The organism is Microcoleus sp. Pol11C2 (assembly GCF_036701505.1).
In the GTDB taxonomy this organism is placed as follows: Bacteria; Cyanobacteriota; Cyanobacteriia; order Cyanobacteriales; family Microcoleaceae; genus Microcoleus.
The window spans coordinates 47,177-63,736 of record NZ_JAUBQX010000001.1; the positions used below are offsets into that span (position 1 = coordinate 47,177).

The 16,560-nt window shown below is 45.9% G+C and carries 14 protein-coding genes; 9 read left to right on the plus strand and 5 right to left on the minus strand.

The genetic code is table 11. The features are described from left to right. Positions 1 to 119: 119 nt before the first annotated feature. Positions 120 to 494 carry a signal peptidase I gene (locus QUA42_RS00200; RefSeq protein ID WP_333134055.1) on the plus strand — a complete coding sequence of 125 codons (375 nt, stop codon included), beginning with the start codon at positions 120 to 122 and terminating at the stop codon, positions 492 to 494. Here QUA42_RS00200 and galK read toward each other — a convergent pair. Beyond that, positions 484 to 1,563, minus strand: a complete 1,080-nt coding sequence (galK, locus tag QUA42_RS00205; protein WP_333134057.1) for a galactokinase — start codon at positions 1,561 to 1,563, stop codon at positions 484 to 486. The two genes, QUA42_RS00200 and galK, sit on opposite strands and share 11 nt — an antisense overlap. Positions 1,564 to 1,840: 277 nt before the next feature. Between galK and rsmA the strand changes: the two genes are divergently transcribed. Next, positions 1,841 to 2,662, plus strand: a complete 822-nt coding sequence (gene rsmA / locus QUA42_RS00210; RefSeq protein ID WP_333134059.1) for a 16S rRNA (adenine(1518)-N(6)/adenine(1519)-N(6))-dimethyltransferase RsmA — start codon at positions 1,841 to 1,843, stop codon at positions 2,660 to 2,662. 126 nt (positions 2,663 to 2,788) lie between these two features. On the opposite strand, the gene QUA42_RS00215 is transcribed toward rsmA, so the two are convergent. Next, positions 2,789 to 4,315, minus strand: a complete 1,527-nt coding sequence (locus tag QUA42_RS00215; protein ID WP_333134061.1) for an ATP-binding protein — start codon at positions 4,313 to 4,315, stop codon at positions 2,789 to 2,791. Positions 4,316 to 4,405: 90 nt separating this feature from the next. Between QUA42_RS00215 and ispE the strand changes: the two genes are divergently transcribed. From ispE to QUA42_RS00235, 4 genes are all read left to right on the plus strand, one after another. After that, positions 4,406 to 5,383: a 4-(cytidine 5'-diphospho)-2-C-methyl-D-erythritol kinase gene (gene ispE / locus QUA42_RS00220; protein WP_333134063.1), complete on the plus strand. Its 978-nt coding sequence runs from the start codon at positions 4,406 to 4,408 to the stop codon at positions 5,381 to 5,383. Between the two features lie 183 nt (positions 5,384 to 5,566). After that, entirely contained in the window at positions 5,567 to 5,920 is a 354-nt protein-coding gene (locus QUA42_RS00225; protein ID WP_333134065.1) for a DUF3082 domain-containing protein, read from the plus strand. A gap of 74 nt (positions 5,921 to 5,994) precedes the next feature. Next, a complete protein-coding gene (locus tag QUA42_RS00230) occupies positions 5,995 to 6,621 on the plus strand; it encodes a DUF488 domain-containing protein (RefSeq protein WP_333134067.1) in 627 nt (208 codons plus the stop codon). Positions 6,622 to 6,901: 280 nt separating this feature from the next. Beyond that, complete coding sequence (locus QUA42_RS00235) at positions 6,902 to 7,660, plus strand: hypothetical protein (RefSeq protein WP_333134068.1); 759 nt, start codon at positions 6,902 to 6,904, stop codon at positions 7,658 to 7,660. Between the two features lie 110 nt (positions 7,661 to 7,770). Here the strand turns inward: QUA42_RS00235 and QUA42_RS00240 are convergent, their stop codons facing one another. Beyond that, positions 7,771 to 8,010, minus strand: a complete 240-nt coding sequence (locus tag QUA42_RS00240; protein ID WP_333134070.1) for a hypothetical protein — start codon at positions 8,008 to 8,010, stop codon at positions 7,771 to 7,773. A 47-nt stretch (positions 8,011 to 8,057) separates the two neighbouring features. On the opposite strand from QUA42_RS00240, the gene metH reads away from it, so the two are divergent. Beyond that, complete coding sequence (metH, locus tag QUA42_RS00245) at positions 8,058 to 11,609, plus strand: methionine synthase (protein ID WP_333134072.1); 3,552 nt, start codon at positions 8,058 to 8,060, stop codon at positions 11,607 to 11,609. 229 nt (positions 11,610 to 11,838) lie between these two features. Here metH and QUA42_RS00250 read toward each other — a convergent pair whose 3' ends face one another. Both QUA42_RS00250 and QUA42_RS00255 read right to left on the minus strand, forming a co-directional pair. Next, entirely contained in the window at positions 11,839 to 12,462 is a 624-nt protein-coding gene (locus QUA42_RS00250; RefSeq protein ID WP_333134074.1) for a hypothetical protein, read from the minus strand. A gap of 262 nt (positions 12,463 to 12,724) precedes the next feature. Continuing rightward, on the minus strand, positions 12,725 to 13,051 hold the full coding sequence (locus tag QUA42_RS00255) for a YbjQ family protein (protein ID WP_172184303.1): 327 nt from the start codon (positions 13,049 to 13,051) through the stop codon (positions 12,725 to 12,727). A gap of 150 nt (positions 13,052 to 13,201) precedes the next feature. On the opposite strand from QUA42_RS00255, the gene QUA42_RS00260 reads away from it, so the two are divergent. After that, complete coding sequence (locus QUA42_RS00260) at positions 13,202 to 14,302, plus strand: tetratricopeptide repeat protein (protein WP_333134076.1); 1,101 nt, start codon at positions 13,202 to 13,204, stop codon at positions 14,300 to 14,302. A gap of 431 nt (positions 14,303 to 14,733) precedes the next feature. Next, positions 14,734 to 16,431: a beta-carotene ketolase CrtO gene (gene crtO / locus QUA42_RS00265; RefSeq protein WP_333134078.1), complete on the plus strand. Its 1,698-nt coding sequence runs from the start codon at positions 14,734 to 14,736 to the stop codon at positions 16,429 to 16,431. The last annotated feature ends 129 nt before the right edge of the window (positions 16,432 to 16,560 follow it).

Sequence of the window (16,560 nt, forward strand, 5' to 3'; positions counted from 1 at the left end):
CCTGTTCCACAAAGAGTGAATTTCTTGTGGGGTGGGCATCCTGCCCGCCCCTAAAAAGGTTATTGAAAATGGTGCAAGATGTCAGATCTAACCATCTTTGTTGTTTACCTGATTAGCTGATGTCATCTCAAGTGATTTTCGGAAATGCGGGCGCTGAAGGTGCAAGTCGGGGCGGTTGGTTTGCGGGTCATTTTATGACGCCTGAAGAGGACCCGCGATCGACTTCTGTTTTAGAAGTAAAATGGGGCACTCACCCCGCCGGAGATTGTAGGACTCAGTGGGCGGTAAATGCGGCAGCCACGACGCTTTCTATCCTGGTAAAAGGGCGGTTTCGCCTGCAATTTCCAGAGCAAGAAATCTTGCTTTCTCGCGAAGGAGATTATGCTCTCTGGCTACCGGGAGTGCCTCATTATTGGTCTGCCGAGGAGGATTCGGTGATCGTGACTGTGCGCTGGCCTTCCCTGTCGGGAGATAGTTCTGGAGTTAAGAATTAACTTTAACTTCGGGAACCAAAACGCGGCCGCTATAACCTGCGCGCTGGTAGCGATCGATCGCTTCTGATGCGATAACATCCGCTTTCCCACTCTCCACCAAGGCTACGCAAGCACCGCCAAAACCTCCGCCCGTCAGCCTTGCGCCGAAGACTCCGGGAATTGACTGCAAGATTGCCGCCAGCGTGTCTACTGCAGGCACCGAAACTTCGTAGTCGTCGCGCTGACTGGCATGAGAAGCATTCATTAACTCGCCAAAACGTTTTGCTGGCACTGATTTTAGCGCTTCGAGCACGCGGTTGTTTTCGGTAACGACGTGGCGCGCTCGCCTTCTGAGGGGCTCCGGCAATACTTCCACTGCTTGGGGATCGGCGATATCCCTAAGAGCTTTAACTCCCAATATCCGCGCGGATTCCTCACACTCGGCGCGTCGCTGGTTGTAGCCGCTTCCTGCTGCTAGTTGGTGGCTTTCGCCGCTGTCAATTATTAAAATTTCTGTGTTTGTGGGAAAAGGTATCGGGCGACATTCGAGGCTGCGGGTGTCGATCAATAGCATGGTGTGGGTGTCTGCTAAACTCGACGCCATTTGATCCATGATGCCGCAGTTCAAGCCAGCATATCGGATTTCGACTTGCTGTCCGATTTGAGCTAGCCGCACGTCGTCTAGGGGGAGGTTCAGCAGCGCGCGCAGTCCTCTGAGGGTTGCTATTTCTAAAGCGGCGCTACTGGACAAACCGGCTCCGATCGGCACAGTCGAGGTAATGTAGAGATTTATTGGCGGTATTTTGTATCCTTCTTTTTCTAAAAGTTTCAGGCAGCCACAGATATAACTGACGAATTTTTGGGGTATGGTATCGTCGTCTGAATAATTTATGAGTTCGTCATATTCTGCTGAATAAAAATGGTGTCGCTCGTCACTGCTGAAGCCGATTTGTACTGTGGTGCGCTGGGGAATCGCTGTTGGAAGTACAAATCCATCGTTGTAGTCTGTGTGTTCGCCCAGCAGGTTTACTCTGCCGGGGGCGCTGGCTGTGGTTTTGGGTAATGTACCAAATACTCGTTGGAATTTCATTTTTGGGGAAGTGGTAATTGGTTGTTGGTTATTTGTTATTGGTTATTTGTTATTGGTTATTTGGAAAAACAGCTATCCGTGTCTCCGTGACTTACGTGTTGTGCTGTTGGTAATTGGGAAGAAATAAATTTATTTTTTATTGTTTGTCCTTATTATAGTGCCCAAGTTTTTTGGTTAATTCAACCCCTGTTAACAAAAATAAACATCACCGTAGGTTGGGAAGATATATTGAGCTGTGATAGAATGACAGGCTAAGATTTCTCCAAAAATTCAAAAAATGCGATCGACCAGACCCCGAAAACAGTTTGCTCAACATTGGCTCAAAAGCGAGAAAGCCTTAGATAAGATTGTGAAAGCGGCTTCTTTGGACCGCGATCGCGTCCTGGAAATTGGGCCGGGCACGGGGATTTTGACTCGGCGTTTGCTGCCTGCGGCTGAGTCTGTTGTTGCTGTGGAGATCGATCGAGATTTGTGTCTCAAGCTAGCCAAACAACTCGGCAAAACCGACAATTTTTTACTGCTGCAAGGCGACTTTTTGGAAATGGACTTAGAGGCTGAATTAACGGCTTTTCCCAAATTCCAAAATCCCAATAAAGTTGTTGCCAATATTCCTTATAACATCACCGGCCCGATCCTGCAAAAACTGCTGGGAACGATATCTGTTCCTGCTGCTAAACCCTTCGATTCCATCGTGCTGTTAGTGCAGAAAGAAGTGGCCCAAAGGCTTTACGCTAAACCGGGTTCGACAGCTTTTGGCGCGCTGTCGGTGCGGGTGCAGTATTTAGCAGAATGCGAGTTAATTTGTGATGTGCCGTCTAAAGACTTTTTTCCGCCGCCAAAAGTCGATTCCGCTGTGGTGCGGCTGCTTCCCAGACAGATAGAAACTGCGGCGGTTAATCCGCGCTATTTGGAGAATTTAGTGAAGTTGGGATTTGGTAGCAAGCGCAAGATGCTGCGAAATAATTTGAAAGGGGCTGTGGATTTAGATAAACTCGTTCAAGTGTTAGAAAAGTTACAGATAAATCCTCAATCTCGCGCTGAAGATTTAAGCGTGGCTCAATGGGTCAGTTTGAGTAATAATATTATGGGCGATGTTTGAGGTTCAGGATTGTGTTAGATACCAGAATTCTTAAATAATTCGGATACCTGGGTATTTTTTTAAATCAGGACTTTTCGCAGTGACTACTAACAGTTGAATTTAGGTTTTCTGACGATTCTTAAAGGTTTATTGCAGGCTAATCGGAATTTTAATAATAAATTCCGCACCTTTCCCCGGTGCAGAAATACACTGCAATTCGCCTTTATGTCTTACTGTGATAATTTGATAGCCAATTGATAAACCCAATCCCGTGCCTTTACCTACTGGTTTAGTGGTAAAAAATGGATTAAATAACTGGTTTCTCACCGATTCGGTTATTTCTGGCCCGTTGTTGCTAATTCGGATTTCTACCACTTCACTGTCTAAAAGTTTAGTAGAAATTTTGATGAGGTGGCAATTAGCTTCATTGACTGCAATCGACTCGCTGTGGCTGTCATCTTCTAAAGCATCAATAGCATTAGCCAAGATATTCATAAACACTTGATTTAGCTGTCCGGGGTAGCACTCTATTCGGGGTAAATTTCCATATTCTTTGATAACTTGAATATTCGCCAAACCGGGCTTAGCATTCAATCGGCTTTGCAAAATCATCAGTGTGCTGTCCATTCCTTCATGAATGTCGGCTACTTTCATTTCTGCTTCGTCATGGCGAGAAAAAATTCGCAGCGACTTGACAATACCAAAAATTCGCTCGGCGCCGTTTTTCATCGAAGTTAATATTTTTGGCAGGTCAGAAATGATAAAATCTAAATCTACAGAATATATTTTTTCTTGAACTATGGGTAGGGGATTCGGATACTGCTCTTGATATAGATTCACCAGTTCTAGCAAACTATTGGCATACTGGCGGGTGTGAGTAATATTGCCATAAATAAAGTTAATCGGATTGTTGATTTCATGAGCAACCCCAGCGACCAATTGCCCTAAAGAGGACATTTTTTCGCTGTGAATTAGGTTAGATTGAGCCTGCTTCAATTCAGACAAGGCTTCTTCTAGCTGTTGAGTTTGGGACTTTAACTCTGCGGTGCGTTCCTCAACTCGAATTTCTAATTCTTCTTTAGCTTTTTGTAGTGCAGCTTCTGCTAATTGGCGCTCGACAATTTCCGCTCCTAAAAGTCGGTTTGCCAATTCTAAATGTTGAGTTTGAGACTTTAACTCTGCGGTGCGTTCCTCAACTCGAATTTCTAATTCTTCTTTGACTTTTTGTAGTGCAGCTTCGGCTAATTGGCGATCGGCAATTTCAGCTTCTAGGAGTCGGTTGGCGGATTCTAACTGTGCGGGACTGGGAAGTGCTATGGCTTGAGGCATTAAGTCTACCAAAAGTATGGCTGTAGCAAAGGAAATAAGGGCAGTAATTGCTTTCATTGTTCCTGAAAGCCAATAGGTAGGATGCCAAAGCGTCCAGACTTCAAATATGTGAGTGATGCCACAGGCGACGATAAAGCCTCCAAACATGGTAAAAATCCAGTCAAAGGGCAAATCTTCGCGTTTGGAAATAAAATAAATCAGGGTAATCGGGATAGAGAAATACGCTAGTGCAATGAGCGAATCTGAGGCCAGGTGAAGCCAGACTAACGGGGTCTGCCAGAGATAGCAGTGACCGTGAGGAATAAATGACCCGGAACTAAAAAAAGTTTTCCACATTTCCTGCATAATATTTCCTTTGAGTTGTGAGAAAATGGACTCTGACTGGTGTCAATTAATTTCAACCAGGGGTTTCTTTCACCTGCGGCTTAATCACCTATGCGTTCATATTCTCTGCTAGCTTCAGCAAAAATCAATCTGTATTTGGAAATCATAGGCGATCGCCCCGACGGATATCACGAACTGGCGATGGTACTTCAAAGCATAGATTTAGCCGATCGAATTGACTTGCGCGCGATCGGTACGGACACGATTCGCGTGCGCTGCGATCACCCACAAGTCCCTCCTGATAAGAATAACCTGGCCTATCGGGCGGCGGATTTGTTGGCGAAGCAATTCCCCGATGCTTTGGCGAAATACGGCGGAGTCGAGATTGCCATTCACAAGCAGATTCCAGTGGCGGCGGGGCTTGCCGGCGGTTCGGCCAATGCGGCTGCGGTTTTAGTCGGGATGGATTTGCTGTGGCAATTGGGACTTACTCAGTCGGAGTTGCAAGAGTTGGGGGGAACTTTGGGTTCGGATGTGCCTTTTTGCATTGCTGGAGGTACGGCTTTGGCAACTGGTGGCGGAGATAAACTCTCACCGCTGCCTGATTTGGGGGGCTTTTATGTGGTGTTAGCCAAGTACCGTAACCTCAGTATTTCTACCGCATGGGCGTATCAAACTTATCGCCAGCAGTTCAGTAGTTCCTATTGTGCAGCGGAAGATTTGGAGTGCCGCCGGCAACGGTTGCATTCGGGCCCGATGGTGGGGGCGATCGCCCAAAAAGATCGATCGAAAATTGGTCAATTGCTACACAACGATTTAGAAAAAGTTGCTTTGCCCGTGTACCCGCAGGTGTTGCAGTTGCGGCAGGCTTTTGAGTCGGCGGGGGCTTTGGGAACGATGATGTCGGGTTCCGGGCCCACTGTGTTTGCGCTGGCCGAGTCTTCAGAGCAGGCTCAGCAAGTTTTAGAACGGGTTAAAAGTGCGATCGCTTCTCCAGATTTGGATTTTTGGGTAGCACAGTTTAGCAATACTGGGATTCAGATTTTTTCGGAGGGAAACGAGACGAAACCGCCGATTTCGAGGGTTTAACTCGAAGAGAGTGCGATCGCCATCGCCCGTTAAACCGGTCTAACAGGCGAGGGTCAAGATTAATCTAACTTTTCGTAGACTCTATTGAGATCGAAGAACTGATAATATGTCATGCAAGACCGATTTTAGTTTTGGTGAATTAACCAGAAATCTAAAATCTAAAATCTAAAATCTAAAATCGCCATGACTGATTTAACTAATCCAAATTCTACTTCTAAACCTCTGAGTTCGGCTGAAGATGCAACCTCTGCATCTTCCACGCCGCCGACGATTTTGCGGTGCGTGATGGGTTCGCTGATCGCAGGCGGGTTTGCGGCGGCTTTGTACGCGCTAACTTTGTCGATCGTCCAAACTTTTGCCAATTCGCCTATTCATTCTGACAATGTGACTGCGATTAATATTGGCGCGGCTGTGCGAACTTTAGTTATGGGGATTGTGGCTTTGGGTGCGGGTGTTTTTGCTTTTGCATCTTTGGGTTTGATGCTGCTGGCTTTGCAACTTGTGATTCAAAAGTTGGTGAAAAAACCTACAGGTTGAAGTCTACAGTTTGAAACCATCTGGCTGCAAAAACTCTCTTTCGCGCAGGCGGACTGAATAGTAAGATCGAAGCAATGGAATTATTTACGATCGGACACTCCAATCTGAGTATTGAAGCGTTTGTTTTGCTGCTGGAACAACACGGAATTACGGCGGTTGCGGACGTGCGATCGCATCCTTTTAGCCGCTATTTACCTCATTTTAATAAATCTGAAATTAAAGCTTCTTTGTCAAGTGTCGGCATTCAATATGTTTTTTTAGGCAAAGAGTTGGGCGCGAGACCAGAAGATTTAAGCTGTTACGATACTAGCGGTAAAGCTTTATACGATCGCATAGCAGCAACTCCTCTATTCTCCCAAGGAATTCAGCGCTTGCTCAAAAACGCAGCCAATTATAAAATCAGTTTAATGTGTGCGGAAAAAGACCCGATTACTTGTCATCGCACTATTTTAGTCTGCCACAATTTGAAAAATTTTAACTTGCAGATTAATCATATCCTGTCAGATGGCAATTTAGAATCGCACCAGCATTTAGAAGAAAGACTTTTGAGCAAGTTTAACAAAGGCAAAAAAAATAATGAGCCAATTCAGCTAAGCTTGTTTGAATTAGAGCCTCAAGTTAAACAGGAAATAGTTGATTTAGAAACAGCTTATTATCGTCACGGATCGGAAATCGCCTATGTCAGCAAAAAAAACAATTAATTTATCAAATATGTCGCAGTTGGCGAATTTGGCTAACCCAAAATATTTAAATTCCTACCCGCAAAACCTAATTTTTTAGGGGAACAAGGCGCCTATTACTGCTAGAAGTAGCGCGTCAAACGATTTTTCGCATAAGTCCTGAACAACTCTTGACATCGCATACATTTATAAAATAGGGTACAGCCCTCCGCCCCCACCCTATTTTTATAAACTTTCTTCGAGTTTTAACGTTGTTCATGCTATAATTCTGCGGGACTGTAGCAGAAAGGGGTGCTTTTTGATGAAAGCAGAATTTTATTTTGACTGTCACAAATATATTTGCAGTTTAGTTCAAGTAGAGTTTGTTAAAGAATTAAAAATAAAAAATCATCAAGGTTTTGTTTTGGCTGTTAAGCAAGGAGAAAAAATTGGACTTTTGGGGAAAAGCCGCCATAATGCTAAACAAGTTGATGTATCTAAACCGCATTTTTATAATGTAATTAAAGCAGCAATGAGCGCTTTGGAATTAGAAACTAAAAATGAGGTGATATTAGAGAGAAATCGAACTCTTGCTGCTGCCGAAGAAATGATTCAGCAGCAAAACCGAGAAATTCGCGTTCTCAACGAACAAATTAGAATGCTTGTGACTAAGGTTGAGGAATTATCAACGGAAAAGCAGCAGTTATCAATGCAGCTAGTAGAAAAGGAAATTAGAGAAACTGAAATTAGTCAAGAAATTGATAACTTTCCTGCTACTGAGGAAAATTTAGTGGCGGCGGAAATTGAGCATCGGATTGGAGAAGTTGAAATTAATGAAAAACTCGAAGAATTGTTTGTTCAAGCTTCTGGTTTAGGGGGGCAGTTAATCGCAAATCAACAGAATTCGGAGGATATTGAGGAAGAGAAAGAAATCAGCGGTGGCGATGTTGACATTGTGGATTTGGAAATTAGAGAAGAAGTAGAAGAAAATATCGAAAAAGTAGAATTTCAAGGAGGCGAAAGTGAAATTAAGCGGCTGCCTAAAAGAGCTTCCAACAAAAGGATGAGAAAGAAATCTTAATGCTTTAGTTATATAGCAATCCTCGCATCATTTGTGAATTTTTTACTCCAGAGCAAGCGGGTTCGGGGAGGGTTGGAGTAGGGTAAAATTTACGACTCCTGCAAGGATTGCTATATGACTCGTTTAATTGTGGCGATCGCATTTTCCCCAAATTCCTCAACAGTTAAGCGAAAAAATCCCTCACAACTCGCCCGTTTTGCTGCCGCAGCCTCGCCCCCAACAGAATTTTGACAAGAATCCAGGGCGATCGGTAAAATTACAGGTACGATCGAACTATTGTCAGCAGCATTAAATCCTTCAGTAATTAGCCATTTGCCAACAGTCACATAATTGTTGACAATATTGCACAATAGATAAAATTGTAAATATATAGCACCTGCGTTTTTTTTGACCGCTTATGAATAGCAGATTCCTCGATCGCCTCCACCACCCCTCACGCCCCGTCATCGTCTTCGACGGCGCGATGGGAACTAACCTGCAAGTCCAAAACCTCACCGCAGAAGACTTTGGCGGCAAAGAATACGAAGGCTGTAACGAATATCTCGTCCACACGAAACCGGAAGCCGTCGCCAACGTGCACCGGGGATTCCTCGAAGCAGGGGCCGATGTCATCGAAACAGACACCTTTGGCTGCGCTTCCATCGTTCTTGCCGAATACGATTTAGCAGACAAAGCATATTATCTCAACAAAACTGCCGCCGAACTCGCCAAGGGTATCGCCGCCGAATTTTCGACGCCCGAAAAACCTCGATTTGTCGCAGGATCGATCGGGCCAGGCACCAAATTGCCAACATTAGGACACATCGATTTCGACACTCTCACCGCCGCTTTTACCGAACAAGCAGAAGGACTTTATGACGGCGGCGTTGACTTATTTATTGTCGAAACTTGTCAAGATGTGCTGCAAATTAAATCAGCATTAAATGCCATTGAAGAAGTATTTAAGAAAAAAGGTGCGCGGATTCCGTTAATGGTATCAGTCACAATGGAAGCCACCGGCACAATGTTAGTCGGTTCCGATATCAGCGCCGCCCTAGCCATTTTGCAGCCGTACCCGATCGACATTTTAGGCCTGAACTGCGCCACCGGGCCCGATCGCATGGCCGAACACGTCAAATACCTTTCCGAACATTCGCCCTTCGTCGTTTCCTGCGTTCCCAACGCTGGTTTACCAGAAAACATCGGCGGCCACGCGCACTACAAACTCACGCCAATAGAATTAAAAATGGCATTGATGCGCTTTGTCGAAGACTTAGGCGTGCAAGTCATCGGCGGCTGCTGCGGCACCCGCTACGATCACATCCGCGAACTATCAGAAATTGGCAAAACTCTTAAACCCAAAATCCGCGAAATTACTTGGGAACCATCCGCCGCTTCAATTTACACCGCCCAACCCTACGAACAAGAGAATTCCTTCTTAATTGTCGGCGAAAGACTCAACGCCAGCGGTTCCAAAAAATGCCGCGATTTGCTAAACGCCGAAGACTGGGACGGTTTAGTAGCAATGGCCAGGGAACAAGTGCGAGAAGGCGCGCACATTCTCGATGTCAACGTTGATTATGTCGGCCGGGACGGCGTGCGAGACATGAAAGAGTTAGTCTCCCGCGTTGTGACTAATGCAACTCTCCCTTTAATGCTGGATTCCACCGAATGGGAAAAGATGGAAGCAGGCTTAAAAGTTGCGGGCGGCAAATGTTTGCTGAATTCAACTAACTACGAAGACGGAGAACCGCGTTTTTATCAAGTTTTGGAGTTGGCAAAAAAATACGGCGCGGGCATAGTTATCGGTACAATTGACGAAGATGGAATGGCGAGAACCGCAGACAAAAAATTTGAGATCGCCCAGCGCGCATATAACGCCGCCGTCGCCTACGGAATTCCCGCCGAGGAAATCTTTTTTGACACCCTAGCTTTGCCCATTTCCACCGGGATTGAAGAAGACAGAAAAAACGGCAAAGCCACCATCGATTCCATCCGCCGCATTCGCCAAGAATTGCCCGGTTGTCACGTCATCTTAGGAGTTTCTAACATTTCCTTCGGCTTGAATCCGGCGGCGCGGCAAGTCTTGAACTCCATGTTTTTGCACGAAGCGATGCAAGCCGGGATGGACTCGGCAATTGTCAGCGCTAATAAGATTTTGCCCCTCGCCAAAATCGACCCCAAACACCAAGAAATCTGCCGTAAACTGATTTACGACGAACGGGAGTTTGACGGCGAAATTTGTGTTTACGACCCCCTGGGCGACCTGACAACGGTGTTTGCGGGCAAAACTACAAAGCGCGATCGTACAGAAGACGCAAGCCTGCCGGTAGAAGAACGCCTGAAGCAGCACATCATCGACGGCGAACGCATTGGACTCGATATCCAACTCGCCAAAGCATTAGAAACCTATCCGCCTCTCCACATTATCAATACTTTCCTGTTAGACGGGATGAAAGTAGTCGGAGAATTGTTCGGTTCTGGACAAATGCAACTGCCCTTTGTTTTGCAGTCAGCAGAAACAATGAAAGCGGCAGTTGCCTATTTAGAACCGCACATGGAAAAGTCCGAATCTGGGGACAACGCCAAAGGAACATTTATCATCGCTACTGTCAAAGGCGACGTTCACGATATCGGCAAAAACTTAGTTGATATTATTTTATCAAACAACGGCTACCGAGTGATAAACTTGGGAATTAAACAGTCGGTTGACAATATCATCGAAGCCTACGAAAAGCACAAAGCCGACTGTATCGCCATGAGTGGCTTGCTGGTAAAATCCACCGCATTCATGAAAGAAAATCTGGAAGTATTCAACCAGAAAGGAATCACCGTTCCGGTAATTTTGGGCGGCGCCGCTTTGACTCCCAAGTTTGTACATGAAGACTGTCAAAATACCTACAAAGGTAAAGTCGTTTATGGCAAAGATGCGTTTTCTGACTTACACTTTATGGACAAACTCATGCCAGCAAAGTCTGCTGGTAAATGGGAAGACTTGCAAGGATTTTTAGATGAAATAGAGGATGATAATGGGGCGGTTAAAGAAGCTAAAACTTCGCCCGAAACTTCTGTCGAAGATGCGAAGAAAGCAGACACTCCTGTGGTGATAGATACCAGGCGGTCAGAAGCAGTTGCAGCAGATATCGATCGCCCGACTCCTCCTTTCTGGGGAACGAAACTGTTGCAGGGAGAAGACATCCCCTTTGAGGAGATTTTCTGGCACTTAGATTTGCAAGCCTTAGTTGCCGGTCAGTGGCAGTTCCGCAAGCCCAAAGACCAATCGCGGGAAGAATACGACGCTTTCTTAGCTGAGACAGTTTATCCGAAATTGGAAGAGTGGAAACACAAAATTATCACCGAAAATTTACTGCTGCCGCAAGCAATTTACGGGTATTTTCCCTGTCAAGCTGAGGAAAATTCTCTGCATTTGTACGACCCGGAAATTATGAATGGGGGGCAAAATGTATCGACACCCGCTGCAACATTCACATTTCCCCGGCAAAAATCGGCGCGCCGGCTGTGCATTGCCGACTTCTTCGCCCCCAAAGAATCGGGTAAAATCGATGTATTTCCGATGCAAGTAGCGACAGTGGGAGAAATTGCTACAGAGTACGCGCAAAAGCTGTTTGCTAACCATCAATATACCGACTATCTCTACTTTCACGGGTTAGCGGTTCAGACAGCGGAAGCAATAGCAGAATGGACTCACGCGCGAATTCGCCGGGAATTGGGATTTGGTAGCGAGGAACCGGACAACATTCGCGATATGCTAGCGCAAAGATATCGCGGTTCGCGGTACAGTTTTGGCTATCCTGCTTGTCCGAATATGGCGGATCAGTACAAGCAACTGGAATTGTTAAAGTGCGATCGTATCAACCTCTACATGGATGAAAGCGAACAACTTTATCCCGAACAATCAACAACCGCAATTATCACCTATCACCCAGCCGCCAAATACTTCAGCGCTTAATTTAGAGGGTGCGCCTCACACTTTTTTCTGTCGTTTTTATCGTTCTTATACTCGTTACCAGGCAGAGCCTGGTAACGCAGTTCCAGAGTCTATGCCTCAACTTAAAAACCTGGAGGCATAGCCTCCAGAAATTTATTTCCGGTTAGAACCTGAGAAGGAAAAACCCACAAAAAAGCACCTTAAAAAAAGTGCTTTCATGAATATGAAATTTCCTTGTCTGACGAAACTTTTATGAGTAATTCCGGGGAGTGCGGGCGCCGGCAGATGCTCCTACCATCGAAGCAACTAAACCCAATAGTGAGCCGAACAAAAACGACCAACCAGCTTTCGCGGCATTACCAGCAATATTGCGAGCATCCTGAGCAGATACGTTAGGTGCTCGGTTCGGCAAATCGACCCCGCCTTGCTGCGCTTGATTAATAGCTTCTCCCGCATTCGCAGCGATGACACCAAAAGTACCGGCCACGCCATTTGCTAACAGCCAAGAGCCAATTGTTAAGGTAGTTGCCCACAAAATTGCTCCGTTCAAAAGCGCTGTGTTGCGGTTCATCGGGCCGCAAGCGCGAGCAGTTACCCAACCGCCAACGGCCAAGCTAATTAACAAACTGATAATTGACCAAATTCCGACGCCGGCACCCACGTCTCCTGAAATAGTGCGCGGAGCTCCTGAACCAGCAATGCTGCTCAACCCGATCGCAGCGCCCAATGCACTTAACACCAGTTGTGTGCCGATCGCAATTACCAAACCCGAAAAAATCGGACCCCAACGTACTCGATCGTGGTATTCCATCATGGAATTCACAACTACGGGTTCGGTACCAACGTTATCTACAGGTCTATTTACGTATGACATAGGTTTTTCTTTCCTCTTAGAGTTGCTTTAATTTTTAACAATCTTTCACCTAAGCATTGATTGTGGCTGAGATTGATAAAAACTATATCTGCCTGGGGAAATAACCAGTATCTATGTCTGAAGAAATAAACGAAAAAGTCATCCGCCCCCAGCCACCCGCTATTAGCTAATGACTGATGACTGATGACTTATGACTATTTTATCCCGTTAGAAAAGTTCCCGGATGTATACAGGAAATGCGGACGTATACAGAAAATACAGCTTAACGCAATCTTACAGCCGTTCCAACGGCAGTAATCAGCAGCAAAGCCCCGCTAGAGTCTACATTAATCGTGCCGGTGTCCACTTCCACCCCGATTACGGCATTGGCGCCCAGGCGCTGCGCCCGTTTTTCCAGTTCCGCGAGGGCATCTCGCTGTCCTTTGAGAAACACTTCCTCGTAACTGCCGGTGCGCCCGCCGATGATGTCGCGAATGCCCGCGAAGAAATCTCGCAGGGCGTTAGTGCCGTAGACAACCTCAGCAGTTACTATTCCCAGGTAAGATTGAATTTCTGCTCCTTGGATGATATCAGTTGTTGTTACAATCATCAGTTGGCCTCAGTCGCGAAAATTTTGAGTGGGTCTTGTTCTGTAGATTTACTACATCTCGCCGCTCAAAAATTCCTGGTAAACCCTAAGCTGTCAGCTTAACAAGGTGACAGCCCCTCGCTCTTTCACTCCACACACTCTTTGAAACAAATGGCCGTGTACAAACAAAGTCTCTTGGTATTCAGTACGTTGCTAGTAGCAGGATTCGCTGTCGCAGCGCCGCAGATAGCGCTCTCAGCAGAAACATTCGTTCAAGTCAACCCTCAAAATGATTCAAATTTAGATGATCTGCTGCGACAAGGGCGCGAGTTTGTAGATTTAGGAGACTACAGTAAGGCGATCGCCATTTATCAGGAAGCGGCGCGTTTAGATACAGAAAATCCGCGCATTTTTTCTGGTATTGGCTATTTAGAAGCGCGTCAGGGCAACTATCAAGCCTCAGTAGAATTTTACCAACAAGCGATCGGTCTCGAACCGAACAATGCGGACTTCCAATACGCCTTAGGATATGCTATGGCGAATTTGCAAAACTATCCCGCAGCAGCCACAGCTTACCGCCGCGCCGCTGTGCTCGATCGCAAAAATGTCAATGCCCGGATCGGTCTCGGAGTGGTACTCTTTCAGCAAAAAGATTACAGCGGTTCTTTTAAAGCATATCAAGAGGCGATCGCCCTCGATCCGAAAAATTGGCAAGCTTATTCTTCAATGGGTTTAGTATTGATCCAACAGGGAAATTTTGCCAGTGCTGTCACCGTGCTCCAACAAGCAGCCGAACTCGCTCCCAAACAAGCCGGTGTCCAGTTAAAATTAGGAACTGCTTTGCTGCGTGCCGGCTATACTTCCGAAGGGCTAGCTGCTTTTGAAGAAGCTGCCAAATTGGAGCCCCGGAATCCAGAAGTGCAGCTAGAAATTGGCGAACTTCTCCAGACACAAAAGGATTTTGACGGAGCGCTTATAGCTTATCAGCGGGCTATTGCGGTGCGACCAAATTTAGTGGAAGCACACGCAGGAATTGGGAAAATTCAACTGGAAAAACAAGATTTTTCAGGAGCTATTACCACTTTTCGGCGAGTGATTAAGCTTGACCCAAACCGGGCGGAAGCTTATTACAATATGGGTACGGCACTCCAAGCACGCGATCGCAACTCCGAAGCAATTGAAGCTTTTAAACAAGCCCTCGACACTTACCGCCAGCAAGGCAACAATGATGGTGTACAAAAAGCTGAGGCGGCGCTCCAGCAACTCAAGTAATATGTCTCAATGTACTAATAGGTAATTGAGTAGCAGTTTTGAGTGTGGAGTAAGTAATTTTCCTAGGGTTTAACTCCTTCCACTCGTAGTGTTGCAAGGAAAAAAGCCATCTCAAAACTGTTTCTATTACCTATTCCCTATACCCCCTTTCCTCTTTCTTTTTTCTTGTTACTTGTTTGCTTGATTTTTTAATTGTAGGCAGATAAATGTGGCTAAACATAGTACAATATTGGCGCGATTTTAGAAATGCCCTCGCTCTGTAAGTTTAAGAAGAAATAAAAGCGATCGCACAACAGCGTTTTGTCAAAGCTCCATCTTTTGTAAGATGTTAAAACGGCTTACTGACAATTAATCTATTTCCATTGGTAGAGACGGCAAACTTGTTAACATTTGTAAAATAAGCAAAATATCCTATCCCTAGAGCTTCATCTATGCAAACGTATGATGTCATTATCATAGGCGCCGGTCACAACGGACTGGTCTGTGCGTCTTATCTACTGAAAGCTGGATATACTGTCCTGTTGTTAGAAAAACGTTCGGTTCCTGGGGGCGCGGCAACTACTGAAGCAGCGATTCCCGAATTGCCGGATTTTAAATTCAATATGTGCGCGATCGACCACGAATTTATCCATTTAGGACCAGTTGTAGAAGAATTAGAACTGGAAAAACACGGTTTAGAATATCTTTTCTGCGATCCAGTTGCCTTTTGTCCGCATCCTGACGGCAAATATTTCTTAGCGCACAAATCTGTAGAAAAAACTTGTGCTGAAATTGCCCGCTACAACGAGCGCGATGCTAAAAAATATGCCGAATATACAAACTTTTGGCAGCGGGCTTTAGGTGCAATGGTTCCGATGTTTAATGCGCCACCAAAATCCATCATAGATATTCTGGGCAACTACGATATTTCCAAGATCAAAGACTTATTGTCAGTCATCGGTTCCCCCGACAAAACGCTGGACTTTATTCGCACGATGCTCACCAGCGCTGAAGACATTGTCAACGAGTGGTTTGACGAGGAATTTATCAAAGCACCCCTAGCAAGATTCGCCTCAGAACTCGGCGCGCCTCCTTCGCAAAAAACCCTTGCTGTAGGCGCAATTATGCTGGCAATGAGACACAATCCCGGCATGGCAAGACCGCGCGGAGGGACGGGTGCATTAGTGCAAGCGCTGCTTAATGTAGTGAAAAAATACTCGGGTGTGGTACTTACCGACCAGCACGTAGAGAAAATATTAGTTGATGATGGTCGCGCTGTGGGAGTTCGAGTTGCCAACGGCACGGAATACCGCGCTACAAAAGGTGTCATTTCTAATATTGATGCTAAGCGCTTGTTTTTGCATTTAATGGATGATAGCGATGTCGATGCTGCTGACCCGGATTTGCGGGAAAGATTGGAGCGCAAAATTGTTAACAACAACGAGACTATTCTCAAAATAGACTTAGCTCTCAATGAAATGCCCAAGTTTGAGCGCTGGAATCATCGGGACGAATATTTAATCGGTTCGGTTTTAATTGCAGACTCGGTGAGACACGTTGAAATCGCTCACAGCGACCCTTCGATCGGCAGAATTCCCGACTCAGACCCATCAATGTATGTGGTGTTTCCGACGGTACTAGACCCCTCAATGGCTCCCCCCGGACATCATACGGCTTGGATTGAATTTTTTGCTCCTTACATGATCGAAAATGCTGAAGGAACCGGCCAGCACGGTACGGGTTGGACGGATGAGCTCAAAAACAAAGTTGCCGATCGCTGCATTGATAAATTAGCCGAATACGCGCCAAATATCAAAAATGCAATTATCGGCCGCCACGTGGAAAGTCCGGCGGAATTGGGAGAGCGTTTGGGCGCTTTGAAGGGAAATTATTATCACGTTGATATGACGCTAGATCAGATGATATTTTTCCGTCCTTTGCCGGAGTTGGCGAATTACAAAACCCCGATCGACGGTTTGTTTCTGACGGGGGCGGGAACGCATCCGGGTGGCTCGATTTCGGGTATGCCAGGACGCAATACCGCTCGCGTTTTCATGCACTCGCAGCAGCCTTTCGCGCAGACTTTGGCAGATGCGGCTAATTCTCTGAAAGCGAAGGGTAAGTCGGTATTTCGGAGTAATGAGAAGTAAGATTTTTTGAACGGCAGGCAGATTAACGCAGATTAACGCAGATGACTCCCATCTGCGTTTGTTTGTATTGATTTAATCAGTGGGCGAGTGCGATATTTCTGGTTGATGCCCTGTGAAGGGAAAACGATT